Consider the following 18,837-nt stretch of genomic DNA (forward strand, 5'->3'; position numbering starts at 1 on the left):
CGCGCGCGCTCTTGGAAAGGAGGAGGTCGGGGGGCACCTCCTCCTTTCATCCGACGTCATTGGGGCGACGTCTGACGCCGGTTGAACACCAGAAGCAGGAGGCTGACCGTGAGCAGGATCACGCCCGCGATCATCTTCAGTTCGGCATCGGTCGCGGTCTTCGGCAGCTGGATGGTGCCGGGACGTTGCGTGGCGACAGGTGACCGCTTCAGCGCAGCGAGGTGCATCTTGCCATCGCCGGCGTCAGCGCGACGCCCGGTGGGGGCAGCCGGCAGGCTCGGACGCTCACCGAACACCTTCGCAAAGTCCCAGCCGGCGGGGAGGTTGAGCGGCAGCTCGGAGAGCTTCAGCGGCTCGCCTTCGGGACGGCTCGGCGTCTTGTCGACCGCCACGAGGCTGGTCAGTCGCGTGACGAGCTGATGCTCCAGCGCCAGCGCAAGGATGGTCTTGTCGGCATCCTCGGGGCTCTCCTGGCGGGTGGTGCGCGCGACCTCGGCATCCGCGATCTTGCGGCGTGCCCACAGTTTCGACAGGCCCTTGCCCTCGGCGGCATTCGCCAGCGGCAGCGTCACGCTCCACGGACGGTCGCCGATGCGGCCCTTGATCTCGACCGAGCCGGCGAGCTTGTCGAGCTTCGCGGCCAGCACCAGCGACTCGTCGCGATAGATATCGGGCAGTGCAGACGGTGTCAGGTCGGCGGCCGCGTCGGAGAATCTCGCGGAGAGGCTGGTCACCGCGGGATTCTCCAGCTTGGCGAACAGGTCGCGCATGCGCTCGTCGACCTGCTCGACCGAGCCGATATGGGTGAAGGTGCCGCGGCCGAGTTCGGCGGCACGCGTCATGAGATAGGTGTTCGGGGCCGAGCCGATGCCGACCATGAAGACCCGCGAGCGGCCGCGTAGCGCGCCGATGGTCTCGAACAATTGCTGCTCGTTGCCGATCGCGCCGTCGGTCAGGAACACGACCTGGCGAACGGAGTTGGCGTCGTCGTGATTGGTGTCGGAGAGTGCCGCGCGCATCGCCGGCACCATCTCGGTGCCGCCGCGTGCCTGTATTGCGCTGACGAACGACGTCGCGTTGCCGATATTGGCGCTGTTTGCCGCGACCGGCGTCGGGAACAGCGTGTCCATGGTGTCGTCGAAGCGGATCACGTTGAAGCGATCGGTCGGCTGCAGGCGCCCGAGCGCGTAGAGGAGGCTCGCTTTGGCCTGGATGATCGAGGTGCCGCCCATCGAGCCGGAATTGTCGATCACGAAGATTACCTCGCGGGCGAGCTGCTTCTGCTGCGCCTGCTCGACCGAAGGCGGCGTGACGAAGGCCAGCAGATAGTCGGAATTGCCGACATGCTCGCGGAACAGCCCGACCGACGGCGCCTTCTCGGCGGCCGGCTTCCAGGTCAAGTCGAAATCGCGATCGGCCGGTACCGGACCTTCGGCGAGCTTGACGATGCGCGTGGTGCTGTCGGGGCTCTCGATCTTGACCTGATGGAAATGGCTCTTCACCCCGCCAAGCGGGAAGCCGGCGTTGAGATGCACGGTGATGTTGGTCGGATTGATAGGTGCGTTGGTGGCGGGATCGAGCACTTCGGGGGAGATGCGATTGCGGTCCGTCACCGGATCGGTCGTGGTGGCGCCCCAGCCGCTGCCATCGGCGCGGAGATCGACGCTCTGCACCAACGGACGCGGATTGTAGCGCGGGCCGACCACCATCGGCACCCGCAGCGAGAACTCGTTGCCGTTCTGCTGCACCGGTTCCTGATATTCGATCTGCACCAGCACGGTTTCGCCGGGGCCGATATTGGCCACCGAGTTGGTGAAGATGTTGGGCCGTTCCTGCTCGGTGAGTGCGGCCTTCTGGCCGTTCTGCTTGGCCTGCTCGTAGATGGCGCGGGCCTGCTGCCGCTCCTTGATGTCGCCGACCACGATGCGGTCGCCGACCACCATCTTCAGGGTGTCGACCGCGCCGCCTGCCGGCAGAGGGTAGACATAGGTCGCTTCCACCCAGTCCTTGGTCGGGTTGCGGAAGATCTGCGTGACGCGGGCGCGGACGGTCGGGCCCGACACCGTGAGATCGACGTCGATGCCGAGCCTCAATGCGTCGGCATAGCCGTCGTCGGTCTTGAACAGCAGCGAGCCGGAGCGCGCATCGGATGGCCGCAGCACTGCCTGTTGCGGCAGTTCGGCCGACCACCCCGGATCGAAACTCAGGAACAGCGCCGCAAGGCCGATCACCAGCGCGGCCACGCCTTCCACCAGGAAGAACAGCGCAATGCGCATCCTGCGCGACAGGCGGATCTGCGGGCTGCTCTCACATGCATCGTAAATCGTCATTTTCGTCACTCCCGAGCGAGGCTTTCGCTGCTTCGCAATCATGGAGAGCGGCGGTTTTGGCGCGAGCAGAATGATCGGCAATGATTGGCCGCCGTCCGGCGCGCTCCGCCGGCGGCCGAGGCGGGCTTGTGCGGTTTTGTGATGGATTGTCCGGTCTGCTAGACTGCGCCGATTCATGGGGAACCCGCGCAGGAACAGGATGTCGACGCCGGACAAGCAGCTTTCCGCCGAGCAGAGCCAGCAGGTCGCGGAGACCATCCGCGAGGAAATCGCGCGCCGCCGCATCTCGCGGCAGACGCTGGCGGAGCAGGCGAAGCTGAGCCTCTCGACACTGGAGAAGGTGCTCGGCGGCCACCGCCCGTTCACGCTGGCGACCACGGTGCGGCTGGAGCAGGCGCTCGGCGTGTCCTTACGCAAGCTGCCGGAGGCGATCACGGTGGCCGCGCCGGCCAATGGCGGGATCGCGCCCGACAGTCTCGGATCCTATTCCCGCCGGGCAGTGGCGCGGATCGAGGGCACCTACATCACGGTGCGTCCATCCTTCGGCGAACCAGGCGCGCTCTATGCATATCGGACCGAGATCACCTGGGACGAGGCGGCGTCATCACTCGGCTTCCGCGAGGGCGAGCGGCAGGATGCCGACTACACCCAGTATGGCGAGGTGGCTGTGCCGAATGAATCGGGCTTCGTCTACCTCGTCACCAACAGGCATGGCCAGCATCGCGTGATCACGGTCTCGCGCCCGCGCAACACCGGCGAGATGTACGGCATCATCACGACGCTGCTCGCCGGCCGCGGCTCGCTGCTGACCCCGGTCGCGGCGCCGATCGCGTTCCTGCCGGTGAAGAACGTGCCCAAGCCGAGCCTTGGGCGGGTCTCGGCCGATGATGCCAACTTCGCTGTCTACCGCGAGCATCTGCGCCGCACGATCGATGAGCCGTTCGCGATCTTCCTGCCCGGATAGCGTCGACAGGATCGGATGCGAGTTCCGTCATCCTGAGGAGCGCGGCACGCGCGTCTCGAAGGATGCACGGCCACCAGCGGGGGCCGTCGACCCTTCGAGACGCGCGCAAGGGCGCGCTCCTCAGGGTGACGGTGAGAGAGTGGTGACCACCCAGCGGACTTACCTCGGGTTCAGCGAGCCCGCCACCTGCGAACCGTAGAGCAACGAAGCCGCCCGGAGGGGCGGCTTCGCGGCATTGTTGCTCGTCGAGCGGCTGGCGCTAGCCGCCGGTCTCGGCGCTGATGATGTCGCCGAACAGCTCCCACTGGCCGTTCTTGAACTGCATCATCTTGAGCTGCTCGACCGGAGCGAAGTCGGTCGCGCTGGTGTTGATCCGGATGCCGGGGATCAGCGTGTCGGGCGTGAAGTCCTTCAGGCTGGCGGCCTGCTTCATCACGTTCTCACGCGTCAGGTTGTCGCCGGCCTGCTTCAGCACCTGCACCATGGTCTGCGCCGCGGCGTAGCCATAGACCAGGTTGGCGTCGGACAGATTGGCGCCCGGCATGTACTTCTCGGCGAAGGCCATGAACTTCTTCATGCCCTCGTCGTTCTTCCATTGCGGATCGGACGCGTCCTTCAGGTAGCCGGCCGACAGCACGCCTTCGCTGGCCTCGAGCCCGGCGGGCTTCATGACCGCGCCGATCGAGATCGAGACGTCGGTCATCACCTGCATCGGCTTCCACTGGAGCTCGGCGATCTTCTTGATCGCTTGGGCTGCGAATTTCGGCGTCGAGATGTTGACGAACACGTCGGCGCCGGTGTCCTTGAGCTTGACGATGTGGGAATCGATCGACGGCTCCGTGGTCTCGTAGCTTTCCTCGGCGACGATCTTGACGCTCGATTTGTCGAGTACCTCCTTGAGGCCGACCAGGTAGTCCTTGCCGAAATCGTCATTGGCATAGAAGATCGCGACCTTGGCGTCCGGCTTGGCCTTGAGGATGTACTTGCCGAAGATCCGCGCCTCGACGCGGTAGCTCGGCTGAAAGCCCATCGTCCACGGGAAATCCTTCGGATCGTTCCACTTGCTGGCGCCTGTGGCGAGGAAGAGCTGCGGCACCTTCTTGGCGTTGTGATACTTCTGCACCGCGGTCTGGGTCGGCGTGCCCAGCGCGTTGAACACCAGGAAGACCTCGTCGCTCTCGATCAGCTTGCGGATCTGCTCCACGGTCTTCGGCGGCGAGTAGCCGTCGTCATAGGAGATCCAGTTGATCTTGCGGCCGTTGATGCCGCCTTGATCGTTGATCATCTTGAAATAGGCTTCTTCGGTCTTGCCGATGACGCCGTAGGCGGAGGCGGGACCGCTATAGGCCTCGACGTTGCCGATCTTGATCTCGGTATCGGAGGCGCCGGTGTCATACTTCTTTTGTGCAAAGGCGGCCTGGGTGGAGAGCAGGCAGAGCGCCGTGGCGGCTGCCAGCAGCGACAATCTTGTGGTTTTCATAAAGGCAATTTCCTCGATCTACTTTGGTTGGGGACTTGACGCAACGAACCCGCAGCCGGTCCCGGCAGACGGTTACGGGCAACTCTCGACATGGCCACGGAGACGCGACGCGCGTCCCGGGATCATGCGGCAGTATCAGTTGGCTTCGGCTGGCTGTATTGCTGCCGCAGCGTCGGTTTATGGATTTTGCCTGTCGCATTCCGCGGCAGGGCATCGATGAATTCGATCAGGCGCGGACACTTGAACCGCGCCAGATTGGCCAGGCAATGCGCATGGATTTCGGCCGGCGTCAGCGAATGGCCCGGCTTCACGGCGATCACGGCCATCCCGACCTCGCCCCATTGCTCGTTCGGGATGCCGATGACCGCGGCCTCGGCCACTGCTGTCAATTGATGCAGCACGCTCTCGATCTCGGCCGGATAGACGTTTTCGCCGCCGGAGATGTACATGTCCTTCCAGCGGTCGACGATGTAGTAGAAGCCTTCCTCGTCGATCCGCGTGGCGTCGCCGGTGTGCAGCCAGCCGTCAGTGAAGGACGAGGCATTGGCGTCCGGCCGGTTCCAGTAGCCCGGCGTGATGTTCGGCCCCTTGACCCAGAGTTCGCCGAGCTCGCCGACCGCGGCATCGCTGCCGTCGGGCCGCACGATCCGAACCTCGGTGTGCAGCACCGGCTTGCCGGATGAGCCGGCCTTGCGCGCCGCATCCTCGCGGTCGAGCACCATCACCGCCGGCGAGGTCTCGGTCATGCCGTAGCCCTGTTGCAGCGCGACGCCGCGCGCCTCCCAGGTCTTGAGCAGCGGCACCGGCATCGGTGCGCCGCCGACGCCGCCGATCATCAGGCGGCTGAAATCCGCTGACGCGAAGCTCGGATGCTGCGCCATGAACTGATAGATTGCGGGCACGCCGAAGAACACGTTGATGCCCTGCGCGGGATCGCCGATCAGCTTCAGCGCCTCGCCGGGATCAAACGCGCGCATGATCAGCACGGTGCCGCCGGCATGCAGCACCGGGTTGGTGTAGCAATTCAGCCCGCCGGTGTGGAACAGCGGCAGCACCGTCAGCAGCACCGAGGCCGGCGAGATGTAGGCGGGGCCGCCGAGATTGACGCAATTCCAGAACGTCATCCCGTGCGTGATGATCGCGCCCTTCGGCTGGCCCGTGGTGCCCGAGGTGTACATGATGGTCGAGATGTCATCGAGCATGACCTCCTCGAACCGTTCGAGCGGTTTGGCCGCCGCGATGCCGGCCTCATAGGCCCCACCCGGGCCGAGCCGCACGGTGGAAGCGACATCGCAGAGTTTTGCGACCGCAAGCGCCGTCTCGGCGAGCTCGTCGTCATGGATCATCACCTTGGGCGCGGCGTCGCCGGTGATGTAGCGCAATTCAGGGACGGTGAGGCGGGTGTTGAGCGGCAGGAAGATCGCGCCGATCCGGAAGCAGGCGAACTGTACTTCCATCGTATCTGTGGTGTTCAGCGCCAGCACCGCGACGCGGTCGCCGCGGGCAACCTTCAGCCCGTCGCGCAGCCAGGTGGCAAGCCGCGACACGCGGTCGTCGAGCTCCGCATAGCCAAAGCGGCGTCCGCTCGCGAGATCGACAAGCGCCATCTTGTCCGGCGTGCGCCGGCGATGATGCGCGATCCAGTCGTAGTAACGAACCGGCACATTTCCCTCCTCTGGAACGGTAGTCTTGCGCCGCCTGTTCCTGGCTCGATTGATGCCATGAATTGGCAGTGGAGGGGGCGTATCGGGATACTGTCTTGCGTTTACTGGCTGGCGGGCGCCGGATGGAACGCCGGTCCGGCCGACAGCCACTCGACGCAAGTGAACCGGGCGAAATCCGGACATCGTCGGGCGCGAGAATCATTGGAGCACGCGGATGGCAAACCCGTTCTACACCAGCGAGCATGAGGCCTTTCGCGAGGTGATGCGGCGCTTTGTGGCCAGGGAAATCGAGCCTTATGCCCATCAATGGGACGAGGAGGGCGAGTTTCCCCGTGCGCTCTATGTCAAGGCGGCCGAGATCGGGCTGCTCGGCCTCGGTTTCCCCGAGGAATATGGCGGGATCGCCGCCGACCAGTTCATGAAGATCGTGGCCTCGCAGGAGCTGGCGCGCGCCGGTGCCGGCGGCGTCTCCGCGAGCCTGATGAGCCATAGCATTGGCTCGCCGCCGATCGCCCGCGCCGCCCGGCCCGAGGTCAGGGCGCGGGTGCTGCCGGAGGTGCTCGCCGGCAAGAAGATCTCAGCGCTCGCGATCACCGAGCCCAGCGGCGGCTCGGACGTCGCGAACCTCCGCACCAAGGGGCGGCGCGACGGCGACCATTACGTCGTCTCCGGCGAGAAGACCTTCATCACCTCGGGCATGCGCGCCGACTATCTGACGGTTGCGGTGCGCACCGGTGGCGAAGGCCCCGGCGGCGTCAGCCTGCTGCTGATCGAGGGCAATACGCCCGGCCTGTCTCGTACCAAGCTGAAGAAGATGGGTTGGTGGGCGTCCGATACCGCGACCCTTCATTTCGACGAATGCCGCGTGCCGGTCGAGAATTTGATCGGCGAGGAGGGCCAGGGCTTCAAGCAGATCATGTACAACTTCAACAGCGAGCGCATGGGCATGGCGGCAAGCTGCACCGCCTATGCGCGGGTCTGCCTCGACGAGGCGGTCGCCTACGCCAAGGAGCGCAAGACCTTCGGCAAGCCGATCGCGCAACACCAGGTGATCCGGCACAAGATCGTCGACATGGCGCAGAAGGTCGCGGCCTCGCAGGCGATGCTGGAAATGCTGGCGTGGCGGCTCGGCCAGGGCGAAAGCCCGGTCGCCGAGATCTGCATGATGAAGAACCAGGCGACGCAGACCATGGCGCATTGCGCCTCCGAGGCGGTGCAGATCTTCGGCGGCGCCGGCTTCATGCGCGGTGTCAAGGTCGAGCGCATCTATCGCGAGGTCAAGGTCAACGCCATCGGCGGCGGCACCGAGGAGATCATGAAGGATCTCGCGTCAAGGCAGATGGGGCTTTGAATGCTTCTCACTCACAGCCGTCATTCCGGGGCTCGCGAAGCGAGAGCCCGGAATCCATCGGGCAGCAGATTCGATGCGAAATGGATTCCGGGCTCGCGCTCCGCGCGCCCCAGAATGACGAAGGATAGAACAATGCTCTTCACCGCCGACCACGACGAACCACGCCGCGCACTGCAAAAGTTCATCGCGGCCGAGATCAATCCCCATGTCGACGAATGGGAGAAGGCCGACATCTTCCCGGCGCATAAGTTGTTCAAGAAGCTCGGCAGTCTCGGCTTCCTCGGTCTCAACAAGCCGGTCGAGTTCGGCGGCCAGGGGCTGGATTATTCCTACGCGCTGATGATGGCCGAGGAGCTCGGGGCCATCACCTGCGGCGGCGTGCCGATGGCGATCGGGGTGCAGACCGATATGGCGACGCCGGCGCTGGCGCGGTTCGGCTCCGACGAAGTGCGCCGCGAGTTCCTGTCGCCAGCAATTGCCGGCGACCAGGTCGCCTGCATCGGCGTCTCCGAGCCCGGCGCCGGCTCCGACGTTGCCTCGATCAAGACCCATGCGCGACCCGACGGCGACGATTACGTCATCAATGGCGGCAAGATGTGGATCACCAACGGCACCCAGGCCGACTGGATCTGCCTGCTGGCCAACACCAGCGACGGTCCGGTCCATCGCAACAAGTCGTTGATCTGCGTGCCGATGAAAACCAAGGGTGTCCAGGTCGCGCGCAAGCTCGACAAGCTCGGCATGCGCTCCTCCGACACCGCGCAGATCTTCTTCGACAATGTCCGGGTGCCCAAGCGTAACCGGATCGGCGAGGAAGGCCAGGGCTTCACCTACCAGATGATCCAGTTTCAGGAGGAGCGGCTGTGGGGCGCGGCGGCCTGCCTGAAGGCGCACGAGTTCATCATCAACGCGACCATCGACTACACCCGCAACCGCAAGGCGTTCGGCGGCTCGATCCTCGACAACCAGGTGGTGCACTTCAAGCTGGCGGAGATGCAGACCGAGGTCGAGCTGTTGCGCTCGCTGATCTATCGCGCCGGCGAGGCGCTGGTGGCGGGTGAGGACGTCACCCGGCTTGCGACCATGGCCAAGCTGAAGGCCGGCCGGCTCGGCCGCGAGCTCACCGATGCCTGCCTGCAATATTGGGGCGGCATGGGTTTCACCAACGAGACGCCGGTCAGCCGCGCCTATCGCGACAGCCGCCTGACCTCGATCGGCGGCGGCGCCGACGAGGTGATGCTCATGGTATTGTGCAAGATGATGGGTACGCTGCCCGGTATGAAGCAAAAGGGAAACGCCTGATGATCACGCTCTATCACTGCGACGCCGCGCGCTCGTTCCGTCCGCTGTGGATGCTGGAGGAGCTCGGGCTGCCCTATGAGCTGAAGATGCTGCCGTTCCCGCCGCGCGTGTTCGCCAAGGAATATCTCGGCGTCAACCCGCTCGGCACCATCCCGTTCATGGTCGACGGCGAGACCAAGATGACGGAGTCCTCCGGCATCTGCCATTATCTCGGCACAAAATACGGCCCGTCGCCCCTGGTCGTCAGCGTCGACGAGCCGGCCTATGGCGCGTTCCTGAACTGGATGTATTTTTCGGATGCAACGCTGACCTTTCCGCAGACATTGGTGCTCCGCTACAGCCAACTGGAGCCGGAGGAGCGGCGCAACCCGCAAGTGTCGGGCGACTATGCAAAATGGTTCCTGGGCCGCCTGCGCGCGGTCGAAGCCGCCGCCGCGAAATCGGAATTCCTCTGCGCGGAACGCTTCACCGCTGCGGACATTACAAATGGTTATGCGCTGCGGCTCGCCGGCAATATCGGCCTTTCCAAGGATTTCGGGCCGAATGTCGCGGCCTATTGGGCGCGGCTGCAGCAGCGCGAAGGTTACAAGCGCGCAGTGGCGGCGGAACAAAAAGCCGGGTTGGAACAGAACGTTGCGCCGCGGGCGCGGCCGTAACTTTTCTGTCATTCCGGGGCGATGCGTCAGCATCGAACCCGGAATCTCGAGATTCCCCGATGCGCCTGGGCGCATCTGAGGCTCGCATCTTCGATGCGCCCCGGAATGACGACATTTGGCGTCGGTGACAGGTTGCGAATTTGCGCTATGGTAGGTGAGCCGCAGCGGCCCAAAGAGCCGCGCGAGGAGGAACCGCCATGGACGCGATCGTGGACGCGAAGTGCCAGAAGTCCGGCCAGCAGTCCGGCCACCGGATGCTGATCACGCCGGAACGGGTGTTCTATGCCGGGCTGCTCGGGCGTCCGCGCGAGCGCTGTCCCGGCGCATTCCATGTCTATGTTGCGATCCGCGACGGGTTGCAGCTGTCGACCAGCGAGGGCCGCGAATCCCATGGCGAGCTCGCGGTGACGATGCCGAACCTGCGCCACACCATCACCAGCGAATATCGCTCGGCGATCTGTGTTGCGATCGAGCCGGAGAGCGTGCCCGATGGCACGCTGGAAGCCGTCGCCCGTCGCCTGCAAGGACCGGACTCTCATCTGTTCGCCAACCGGATTCGCAACGCCTATGCGACGCTCGGCGAGATGCAGCATCGCGACGCGATCGCGAATGCCGAGTTCGACACCATGTGCTTCGGCGATGCCCTGCCGCAGCGCGTGCTCGATCCGCGCGTCGTACGCGCGATCGGGCGCATCGGGCAGTTTTCCGGCGAGCCGGTGACCGCGGCCGGCTGTGCGGCCGAGGCCGGGCTGTCGCCGTCGCGCTTCCTGCACCTGTTCAAGGAGGAGACCGGGATCTCCTTCCGCTCCTTCCGCGCCTGGAAGCGCGCGCGGCATCTGCTGCACTTCGCCAACCAGGACATCAACCTCGCGCATCTCGCGCAGGACATCGGCTATCCCGACAGCACGCATTTCAGCCATTCGATCCGCCGCTTCTATGGCCTGAAGCCGCGCGCGATCTTCTCCGGCTCGCGCGATCTTGCGATCTACCGGACGGGGCAAGAGCGCGCGCTGACGTAGCTCCGCTGTCGTCCCGGCGAAAGCCGGGACCCATAACCACTGATCTCTGCAATTGAGACGGCTGTGGCTCTAGCGCGCTCGAATAACCCCCATACGTGGTTGGGTCCCGGGTCGCGCTTCGCTTGCCCGGGACGACAGTCAGAGATTCGCGCCCTGGATCACCTCGCCGAATCGCAACCAGCCGGAGCCTTCGATCCGTTGCAGCTGAAGCTGTTGCAGCGGGTGGTGATTGGTCGGGCTGGTGTTGACCTTGATGCCGGGCAGCAGCGTCGGGACATAAACGTCCTTCAGGTTGTTCGCCTGCGCCATGATGTTGTCGCGGGTGAAATTGCCGTTGCATTGCTCGAGCACGATCTTGAGCACGTTCGCCACCATATAGGCGTAAAGGTTGTAGCCTTCCTTCGGATTGCCGTCGGGGAAGTATTTTTCCATGAAGGCGAGGAAATCCTTCACGCCTTGGTCATTGGCCCAGGCCGGGTCGGCAACGTCCTTGATATAGGCCGACGAGATCGTGCCCTGCGCCTTGTCGAGGCCGACGGGGACGATGGTCGAGGATAGCGACGCTGCGCCGCTGGCAATGAAATGCATCGGCTTCCAGCCGAGCTCATAGATCTTGCGGATCGACTGCGCGCAGAACTTTGCCGTGGTGCCCGAGATCAGCACATCGGGATTGGCGCCGCGCAGGCTGACGATCTGGGAATCGATCGTGGGATCGGTGACCTCGTGCGAAGCCACCACGGCGTATGTCGCGAACCGCTCGCCGAGCACATCCTTGGTACCGGCGACGAAGTCCTTGCCGAGGTCGTCGTTCTGGTAGAGCACCGCGATCTTCGCGTCCTTGTGCTGGCTCAGCGCATATTTGACGAACACCTGGGCCTCGGTCCGCGCGCTGGGCGCAAAGCCCATGGTCCAGGGATAGGACTTGTAGTCGCCCCATTTGTCGCCGTTCACCGACAGGAACAGATGCGGCACCTTGGCGGCATTGATGTATTTGACGACCGACGAGTTCGGCGCGGTGCCGAGCATGTTGAACAGGAAGGCGACATTGTCGCTCTCGATCAGGCGGCGCACCTGCTCGACCGTCTTCGCCGGATTGAACGCGTCGTCGTAATAGATGTACTTGATCTGCCGGCCGGCGATGCCGCCCTGCTCGTTCAGCATCTTGAAATAGGCTTCCTGGCAGCGCGCCTGCACGCCGAGCGCCGACACCGGGCCGCTGAGCGAGGTCGTGCTGCCGATCCGGATCTCGGTCGCGGTGACGCCGGGTGTATCTTCGGCCAGCGAAGGCCGGAGGCCCGCGACTGCGGCAAGCCCTGCGCCCGTCGCGCCGGTGAGCCATGTGCGCCGGTTGATCGAGACCATGACGTTCTCCCCGTGATGCCGGCTTGTTGCGCCGCTTCTGCTTGAAGCAGAGCCTATGCGTCAGGCGCGTTCCGCGTCTTGTGTTAACCGGCTGGCGGCGATTTACAGCGCGGGCGCATCCACTTAGCCAGTCAACGCAAGATGGCGCGAAGGCAAATTTCTCATCATGGGAAAATCAGCAGCGCATGTGCGCTGCAAAGCGGACAAGAGACCCATGAGCGACAAGGCCGTCATCACCTGCGCGCTGAACGGCGTGCTTACCGACCCAAAGCAGCACAATGTTCCGGTGACGCCGGAAGAGATGGCGCGCGAGGCCAAGGCCGCCTTCAACGCCGGCGCCAGCATCATGCACATCCATCTGCGCCAGCAGGCGCCGAACAAGGGCCACCTGCCGTCGTGGGAGGTCGGCGTCAGCAAGGAGATCCAGCAGGCGATCCGCGAGGCTTGCCCCGGCGTGATCATCAACCACACCACCGGTACCTCCGGGCCGAACTACCAGGGTGCGCTCGACTGCGTGCGCGAGACAAAACCCGAGATTGCCGCCTGCAACGCCGGCTCGCTGAATTATCTGAAGGTCAAGGCCGACAACACCTGGGCCTGGCCGCCGATGATGTTCGATAACGCGGTCGAGAAGGTGCAGGACTATCTCGACGTCATGAAGGTCGCCGGCACCATTCCCGAATTCGAGTGCTTCGATGTCGGCATCGTGCGTTGCGTCGGGATGTACCGGCAGACCGGCATGTATTCCGGCCCGCTCGAATACAATTTCGTGATGGGCGTCGCCTCGGGCATGCCGGCCGATCCGGAGCTTTTGCCGATCCTCCTGAAGCTCAAGGCGCCGGACGCGCATTGGCAGGTCACCGCGATCGGCCGCGCCGAGATATGGCCGCTGCACCAGCGTGCCGCCGACCTCGGCGGCCATCTGCGCAGCGGGCTCGAGGATACGTTCTATCTCGGCGACGGCACCAAGGTGACGTCGAACGGGCAGCTCGTCGAAGGGCTCGCCGCCTGCGCGCGCCGCGCCGGCCGCGAGATCGCGAGCCCCGCCGAGGCGAGGCAGATTTTCGGGGTCAGGCACTGATCGTCATTCCGGGGCGCGCGTAGCGCGAGCCCGGAATCCATCAGGCCGCATATCCTGTGGCGCCATGGATTCCGGGCTCAGCCCTTCGGGCTGCCCCGGAATGACAGCGAGTGAGGAGCAAGGCATGGACAATCTCGCAGCAACCGGCGGCGTCACCGGCCCGGGCCGCATCGGGCGGGTCGCGATCGGCGACCTGCTGAAGCGCGCCGCGCGGCGATTTCCGGACCGCGTCGCGTTGACCGATGGCGGCAGGCAAGTCACCTTCACCGAGCTTGAGCGCGACGCCAACCGCTTCGCCAATTGCCTGGTGCAGCGCGGGCTGAAGCCGGGCGAGAAGATTGCGACGATCTGCAACAACTCGGTCGAGTTCGTCAAAGCGCTGTTCGGCATCCACCGAGCCGGCCTGGTCTGGGTGCCGATCAACACCATGCTCGGGCCGCCGGACATGGACTACATCCTCGGCCATGCCGAGGCGCGCTTTGCCATCATTGACGACAACCTCCACGCCCAGGCTGACCGGCGCGCTGCGCTGGAAGCGCGCGGCATGGAGATGATAGCGATCGACCTGACCGGAAATGCCGGCAAGACCGGGTTGCAGGAATTCAACAGCCTGCTGAAGAGACAATCCGACATCGAGCCCGAGATCGAGATCAACGACCGCGATCTCGCGATGATCATCTACACCTCAGGCACGACGTCACGGCCGAAGGGCGCGATGCATTGCCACCTCGCGGTGGTCATGGCCGTGATGAGCAACTGCATCGAGATGCAGCTCTCACGCGATGACGGGATCACCGGCCAGTTTCCGCTGTTCCACTGCGCCGGCCATGTGCTGCTGCTCAGCTATCTCTCCGTCGGCGGCCGTATGGCGCTCATGCGCGGTTTCGATCCGGTGGTCTGCATGGAGGCGATCGTCCGCGACCGGCTCACGGTGTTCGTCGGCCTGTCGCTGATGTATCAGGCGATCCTCGATCATCCGCGCCGGCGCGAATATGATCTGTCGGGCCTGCGCTGCTGCATCTACACCATGGCGCCGATGGGCAAGCCGCTGCTCGAGCGCGCGATGGCCGACATGTGTCCGAACTTCGTGCTGACCAGCGGCCAGACCGAGATGTATCCGGCGACGACGATGTCGCGGCCGGAGGTGCAGCTCGATCGCTTCGGCAATTACTGGGGCGAGTCGCTTGTTGTCAACGAGACCGCAATCATGGACGACAACGGCAATCTGCTGCCGCGCGGTGAAATCGGCGAGCTGGTGCACCGCGGCCCCAACGTGATGATGGGTTATTACAAGGACCCGAAGTCCACCGAGGAAGCGCGCAAGTTCGGCTGGCATCATACCGGCGATCTCGCTTTGATCGACGCCAATGGCGAGGTGCTGTTCCTCGATCGCAAGAAAGACATGATCAAGTCGGGCGGCGAGAACGTCGCCTCCGTCAAGATCGAGGAGGCGTTGCTGGCGCATCCGGCGGTGCAAAACGCCGCCGTGGTCGGCCTGCCGCATCCGCAATGGGGCGAAGCGGTCTCCGCCTTCGTCAAGCTGAAGCCCGGCGCGGTGGCTGACGAGGCCGGCATCGAGGCGCATTGCCGAAAGCATCTCGGCGGCTTCCAGGTGCCGAAGCTGGTGCGTATCCTCGAGGAGATGCCGATGACCGCGACCGGCAAGCTGCGCAAGGTCGAGCTGCGGCAGCAATACAGTGAGTATTTTGTGGAGAAGAGCGCGTGATGGGCCGCCTATTCAGTTTCGTCATTCCGGGGCGCGCGCAGCGCGAGCCCGGAATCCATAACCACGATCGTGAGTATGGATTCGCCGATGCGCATTGCGCATCTGAGGCCTGCGCCTTCGGCGCATCCCGGAATGACGGGGGGAGCTAAATACATGGCCATCATCGAGAACGCCATCGCCACCGGCAGCGCCGGCTTCCAGGGCAATCGCGACGGCATGCTGGCGCTGATCGCCCGGATGCGGGGGCTGGAGGAACGGACGCGCGCGGCGTCGGCCGCGGCAAAGGACCGCTTCCACAAGCGCGGCCAGCTCTTGCCTCGCGAGCGCGTCGCGCTGGTGCTCGATCCCGGCTCGCCGTTCCTCGAACTGTCGACGCTCGCCGGCTACATGTTCGACATGCCGGATGCGGACAAGAGCGTGCCCGGCGGCGGACTGGTCGCCGGCATTGGCTTCGTCTCTGGCATCCGCTGCATGGTCAGCGCCAATGATGCCGGCATCGACGCCGGTGCGTTGCAGCCCTACGGCCTCGACAAGACGCTGCGGGTGCAGGAGCTCGCGCTGGAGAACAAGCTGCCCTATGTGCAACTGGTCGAAAGCGCCGGCGCCAATCTGCTGCGCTACCGGGTCGAGGACTTCGTTCGCGGCGGCAATATCTTCCGCAACCTGGCGCGGCTCTCGGCGGCGGGGCTTCCGGTCGTCACCGTCACCCACGGCTCCTCGACCGCGGGCGGCGCCTACCAGACCGGCCTCTCCGACTATATCGTGATGGTGCGCGGCCGTACCCGCGCCTTCCTCGCCGGGCCGCCTCTGCTCAAGGCCGCCACCGGCGAGATCGCGACCGAGGAGGAGCTCGGCGGCGCTGAGATGCACACCCAGGTCTCCGGCCTCGGCGATTATCTTGCCGAAGACGACCGCGATGCACTGCGCATCGCGCGCGACATCATGGCCAAGCTGCCATGGGATCGTCCTCGGGATCGTCCGGCACCCGAACCCGCCGCGTTCAAGCCGCCGCGCTATGACGCCGAAGAGCTGCTCGGCATCATGCCGATGGACCACAAGCGTCCCGTCGACATGCGCCAGGCGATCGCGCGCTTCATCGACGATTCCGACTTCACCGAGTTCGGCGCCAATTACGGCCCGGCGACGGTCTGCGGCCATGCCCGGATCGAGGGGCAGGCAATCGGCATCATCACCAACAACGGCCCGCTCGATGTACCCGGCGCCAACAAGGCGACGCATTTCATCCAGGCCTGCTGCCAGTCGCGTACGCCGATTCTCTACATGAACAACACCACCGGCTACATGGTGGGCAAGGCCTATGAAGAGGCCGGCATGATCAAGCACGGCTCGAAGATGATCCAGGCAGTGACGTCGGCGACGGTGCCGCAGATCACGCTGTATTGCGGAGCGTCGTTCGGCGCCGGCAATTACGGCATGTGCGGCCGCGGCTTCCATCCGCGCTTCTGCTTCTCCTGGCCGAATGCCAAGACCGCCGTGATGGGCGGCGAGCAGGCCGCCGAAACCATGGCGATCGTTACCGAAGCCGCCGCCGCGCGGCGCGGCAAGCCGATCGAGAAGGAGAAGCTGGACGCGATGAAGGCGCAGATCACCGGCGTGTTCGACAGTCAGATGGACGTGTTCTCGACCAGCGCCCGCGTGCTCGACGACGGCGTGATCGATCCGCGCGATACGCGAACGGTGCTGTCAGAGGTGCTTTCGATCTGCCGCGAGGCCGAGGCACGTAGCCCGCAACGCATGCAGTTCTCGGTGGCGCGGCCATGAGTGGTACCATCGTGACGCGGACGCCGTTCTTCAAGGTGCTGATCGCCAACCGCGGCGAGATCGCGCTGCGCATCATGCGCTCGGCGCGGCGGCTCGGCTATGGCGTCGTCGCCGTCTATTCGGACGCCGACCGCGACGCGCTGCATGTGCGCGAAGCGGACCAGGCGGTGCGGATCGGCGGGGCGGTGCCGGCGCAATCCTATCTGAAGATCGACGCGATCATCGCCGCAGCGAAAGCGAGCGGCGCCGGCGCGGTGCATCCCGGCTATGGCTTTCTCGCCGAGAACGAGGATTTCGCGCGGGCGTGCCGCGATGCGGGTCTCGTGTTCATCGGCCCGTCGCCGGAAGCGATCCTTGTGATGGGCAACAAGGCCGGCGCCAAGGACATCATGCAGAAGGCCGGCGTGCCCTGTGTGCCCGGCTATCAAGGCGCCGACCAGAGCGATGCCGTCATGCTGGCGGAGGCCAAGACAATTGGCTTTCCGGTAATGATCAAGGCGGTCGCCGGCGGCGGCGGCCGCGGCATGCGGCTGGTTGCAGATGCAGCGGCGTTTCCGGATGCGCTGCGCAGCGCGCGATCGGAAGCACAGGGCGCGTTCGGCGACCCCACCGTGATTTTGGAGCGCGCGATCGTCGATCCCCGCCACATCGAGATCCAGGTGTTCGGCGACCGCCATGGCAACGCGATCCATCTCGGCGAGCGCGACTGCTCGGTGCAGCGGCGGCACCAGAAGCTGATCGAGGAGGCGCCGTCGCCCGCGGTGACGCCGGAGCTGCGCGCGCGGATGGGCGCGGTCGCGGTGCAAGCGGTCAAGGCGATCGGTTACGAGGGCGCCGGCACGCTGGAGTTCCTGCTTGATCGCGCCGGCAATTTCTACTTCATGGAGATGAACACACGGCTCCAGGTCGAGCATCCCGTCACCGAGGCGATCACCGGGCTCGATCTGGTCGAATTGCAGCTGCGTGTCGCGCGGGGTGAGCCGCTCGGCTTGCGGCAGGAGGACATCACCTTCTCCGGTCATGCCATCGAGGTGCGGCTCTGCTCGGAGGATGCCGGGCATGACTTCATGCCGCAATCCGGTACGATGGCGCGGTGGCAGATGCCGGATGGCATCCGGGTCGAGCATGCGCTGCAGTCCGGCTCCGAGATTCCGCCGTTCTATGATTCGATGATCGCGAAGGTCATCAGCCACGGCGCGACCCGCGACGAGGCGCGCGGCAAGCTGATCTGCGCCCTGGAGCAGGTCACGGCCTTCGGCGTCATCACCAATCAGGGTTTCCTGATCGATTGCCTGCGTCATCCGGTCTTCGCCAAGGGCGAAGCGACCACGGCTTTCATCGGCAGTAACCGCGACGTGCTGCTGGCGCCGCGGCCCGATCGCGGCAGCGACATCGCGCTTGCAGCGCTGCTGCTCTACGTCACGCATCCCCATGCGCCGCCATGGCAGCGCGGCCGGTCACTGTCCGCGACATTCCCGCTCGGTCTGCGGATCGACCTCGGCCACGGCGTGCAGGAGATCGAGATCGTCCGCGAGCGCGACGGCAGCTACCTCGCGACCCGTAACGGCGATCGCTTCAGCTTCGTGATCGACGAGCTCGGCCTGGACAGCATCCGCTTCCATCACGACGGCCTGATGGAGCAGGCCAGGTTCCTGCGCGATGGCGACCGGCTGCACATCCTGCATCGCGGCGTCACGCTGTCGGCCCGCGATCTCACGCTCGCGCCGCCCGAGAGCGCGACGGCCGCCGGTGGTGACGGCAAGGTCCGTGCCGCCATGAACGGCCGGATCGTTGCGGTGCTGGTCAAGGCCGGCGACAAGGTTGCGGCCGGCCAGCCGGTGATGACGCTGGAGGCGATGAAGATGGAGCATGTCCACACCGCCGGTGTCGCGGGCACGGTGTCGTCGATCGACGTCGCCGAGGGCGAACAGGTGACGACGGGGAAGATCGTGGTGGAGATCGAAGCCGCCGCATAAGGACTGTCGTCCCGGGCAAGCCAACGGGTCGGCGCGTAGCGCCGCCCGATGACAGGCTCCGCGCGACCCGGGACCCATAGCCACCGATCGAGGTTGTTGGAACAGGCTGTGGCCACAGCCCGGTGCAACAATCAGCAACGGTGG

At 65.1% G+C, this 18,837-nt stretch carries 13 protein-coding genes; 9 read left to right on the forward strand and 4 right to left on the reverse strand.

Going from position 1 to position 18,837, the window contains the following annotated elements; genetic code table 11:
- Positions 1-56: 56 nt before the first annotated feature.
- The gene (locus H8A95_RS33350; RefSeq protein ID WP_229187040.1) at positions 57-2,330 is read right to left on the reverse strand and encodes a marine proteobacterial sortase target protein; all 2,274 of its coding nucleotides are present in this window, start codon (positions 2,328-2,330) and stop codon (positions 57-59) included.
- Between the two features lie 199 nt (positions 2,331-2,529).
- Between H8A95_RS33350 and H8A95_RS33355 the strand changes: the two genes are divergently transcribed.
- Complete coding sequence (locus H8A95_RS33355) at positions 2,530-3,294, forward strand: helix-turn-helix domain-containing protein (protein ID WP_229187041.1); 765 nt, start codon at positions 2,530-2,532, stop codon at positions 3,292-3,294.
- Positions 3,295-3,553: 259 nt separating this feature from the next.
- Here the strand turns inward: H8A95_RS33355 and H8A95_RS33360 are convergent, their stop codons facing one another.
- Positions 3,554-4,774, reverse strand: a complete 1,221-nt coding sequence (locus tag H8A95_RS33360; RefSeq protein WP_229187042.1) for an ABC transporter substrate-binding protein — start codon at positions 4,772-4,774, stop codon at positions 3,554-3,556.
- 122 nt (positions 4,775-4,896) lie between these two features.
- On the reverse strand, positions 4,897-6,438 hold the full coding sequence (locus tag H8A95_RS33365) for an acyl-CoA synthetase (RefSeq protein WP_229187043.1): 1,542 nt from the start codon (positions 6,436-6,438) through the stop codon (positions 4,897-4,899).
- Between the two features lie 214 nt (positions 6,439-6,652).
- Between H8A95_RS33365 and H8A95_RS33370 the strand changes: the two genes are divergently transcribed.
- From H8A95_RS33370 to H8A95_RS33385, 4 genes are all read left to right on the forward strand, one after another.
- Complete coding sequence (locus tag H8A95_RS33370; protein WP_229187044.1) at positions 6,653-7,789, forward strand: acyl-CoA dehydrogenase family protein; 1,137 nt, start codon at positions 6,653-6,655, stop codon at positions 7,787-7,789.
- A 132-nt stretch (positions 7,790-7,921) separates the two neighbouring features.
- Positions 7,922-9,091: an acyl-CoA dehydrogenase family protein gene (locus tag H8A95_RS33375; protein WP_229187045.1), complete on the forward strand. Its 1,170-nt coding sequence runs from the start codon at positions 7,922-7,924 to the stop codon at positions 9,089-9,091.
- Positions 9,091-9,747: a glutathione S-transferase family protein gene (locus H8A95_RS33380; RefSeq protein ID WP_229187046.1), complete on the forward strand. Its 657-nt coding sequence runs from the start codon at positions 9,091-9,093 to the stop codon at positions 9,745-9,747. The genes H8A95_RS33375 and H8A95_RS33380 overlap by 1 nt, the downstream gene beginning before the upstream one ends.
- Before the next feature lie 197 nt (positions 9,748-9,944).
- The gene (locus tag H8A95_RS33385; RefSeq protein ID WP_229187047.1) at positions 9,945-10,766 is read left to right on the forward strand and encodes a helix-turn-helix domain-containing protein; all 822 of its coding nucleotides are present in this window, start codon (positions 9,945-9,947) and stop codon (positions 10,764-10,766) included.
- 138 nt (positions 10,767-10,904) lie between these two features.
- Here H8A95_RS33385 and H8A95_RS33390 read toward each other — a convergent pair whose 3' ends face one another.
- Positions 10,905-12,128: an ABC transporter substrate-binding protein gene (locus H8A95_RS33390; RefSeq protein ID WP_229187048.1), complete on the reverse strand. Its 1,224-nt coding sequence runs from the start codon at positions 12,126-12,128 to the stop codon at positions 10,905-10,907.
- 214 nt (positions 12,129-12,342) lie between these two features.
- On the opposite strand from H8A95_RS33390, the gene H8A95_RS33395 reads away from it, so the two are divergent.
- The 4 genes from H8A95_RS33395 (at position 12,343) to H8A95_RS33410 (ending at position 18,693) form a co-directional block, all read left to right on the forward strand.
- On the forward strand, positions 12,343-13,209 hold the full coding sequence (locus tag H8A95_RS33395; protein ID WP_229187049.1) for a beta-keto acid cleavage family enzyme: 867 nt from the start codon (positions 12,343-12,345) through the stop codon (positions 13,207-13,209).
- Between the two features lie 124 nt (positions 13,210-13,333).
- On the forward strand, positions 13,334-14,935 hold the full coding sequence (locus tag H8A95_RS33400; protein ID WP_229187050.1) for an AMP-binding protein: 1,602 nt from the start codon (positions 13,334-13,336) through the stop codon (positions 14,933-14,935).
- 153 nt (positions 14,936-15,088) lie between these two features.
- On the forward strand, positions 15,089-16,717 hold the full coding sequence (locus tag H8A95_RS33405; protein WP_229187051.1) for an acyl-CoA carboxylase subunit beta: 1,629 nt from the start codon (positions 15,089-15,091) through the stop codon (positions 16,715-16,717).
- Positions 16,714-18,693: an acetyl/propionyl/methylcrotonyl-CoA carboxylase subunit alpha gene (locus tag H8A95_RS33410; protein WP_229187052.1), complete on the forward strand. Its 1,980-nt coding sequence runs from the start codon at positions 16,714-16,716 to the stop codon at positions 18,691-18,693. Before H8A95_RS33405 ends, H8A95_RS33410 begins: the two co-directional genes overlap by 4 nt.
- The last annotated feature ends 144 nt before the right edge of the window (positions 18,694-18,837 follow it).

Source organism: Bradyrhizobium oropedii (assembly GCF_020889685.1).
Lineage (GTDB): Bacteria > Pseudomonadota > Alphaproteobacteria > Rhizobiales > Xanthobacteraceae > Bradyrhizobium > Bradyrhizobium oropedii.